The following is a 1,353-nucleotide window of genomic DNA, read 5'->3' as shown; positions in this document are numbered from 1 at the left end:
GGCCAGGGGGTGGGCGTCGTGATTCCTGAGCACAAGATCCAGGAGGTCCTCGACCGGGTGGACCTCGTCGGGCTCATCTCCCGGCATGTGGACCTGAAGAAGGCCGGGCGCGAATGGAAGGCCTGCTGTCCCTTCCATCAGGAGAAGACGCCCTCCTTCTACGTGGTGCCGGAGAAGCGCTTCTATTTCTGCCATGGCTGCCGCGCGAGCGGTGACGCGGTGTCCTTCGTCCAGCGCTACCTGGGCAAGACGTTCCTGGACGCGGTGCGGGATCTGGCCCGCGAGCTCGGCGTGGACCTGGAGGCCGAGCAGGACCCCGGCATGCGGGAGCGGCAGCAAATCAAGGAGGCCACGGACCAGGCCGCCGAGCACTTCCGCGCCATGCTGTGGCAGCAGGACGAAGGCCGCTCCGCCCGCGCCTACGTCGCCAGCCGCGGCGTCTCCGAGGAGACGGCCATGGCGTTCGGCCTGGGCTGGGCGCCCCACGAATGGGCCACGCTGACGGAGCGCTTCCAGAAGCTGGGCATGCTGGAGTGGGCGGCGAAGGCCGGCCTGGTCCTCAAGCGCAACAGCGGTGACGGCTACTACGACTTCTTCCGCAGCCGGCTGATGGTGCCCATCCGCGCGCCGGAGGGCCGCCCCATCGCCTTCGGTGGCCGGCTGGTCGGCGCGGACGAAGGGCCCAAGTACCTCAACTCGCGCGAGTCGCGGCTCTACAACAAGAGCGAGACGCTCTTCGGCATGGACCAGGCGCGCGACGAGATGCGCAAGCGCAAGGCCGCCGTGCTCGTGGAGGGCTACTTCGACGCCATTGGCCTGCACCAGGTGGGCGTGCGGCACGCGGTGGCGCTGTGCTCCACCAACCTCACCGCCGGGCACATGCAGGTGCTCAAGCGCGCCGAGGCCCGCGAGCTGATTCTGCTGCTGGACGGAGACTCGGCCGGCCTCGCTGCGGTCGAACGGCTCTCCGGTCCCCTGCTCGCCGCGGGGGCGACCGCGCGAGTGGCCCTGCTGCCACAAGGGGATGATCCCGACACCTTCGCGCGTCGAGAGGGCCAGGAGGGCGTGGAGCGGCTGCTGGAAGGCGCCCACCCGCTCACCAGCTACCTGTTCGCCTCGCTCCTCCCAGAGGGCAAGGCCGCGAGCTTCGAGGAGAAGATGGCAGCGCTCGAGCGGCTCAAGCCGGTGGTGGGCCAGGTCCCCGTGGGCCTGGTGCGCGCCACCCTCTTCAGCGCGGTGGCCGAGCACTTCGGCTGGCGCCCTGCGGACGTGGAGTCCGCCCTGCGCAGCAAGGTGCCCCTGCCCAAGCCCGCCGGCGGGGAGGCACCTCTTTCGAGCCCCAGCCGTCCCGCC

The 1,353-nt window shown here is 70.6% G+C and carries 1 protein-coding gene; it reads left to right on the top strand.

The window, feature by feature from the left end:
* Positions 1 to 9 precede the first annotated feature (9 nt).
* On the top strand, positions 10 to 1,353 hold a 1,344-nt coding region (gene dnaG, locus HV824_RS35760), incomplete at its 3' end, for a DNA primase (RefSeq protein WP_176425269.1).

This window comes from Myxococcus sp. AM009, from assembly GCF_013372605.1.
In the GTDB taxonomy this organism is placed as follows: domain Bacteria; phylum Myxococcota; class Myxococcia; order Myxococcales; family Myxococcaceae; genus Myxococcus; species Myxococcus vastator.
This window is presented reverse-complemented; position numbering and strand designations above follow the sequence as displayed.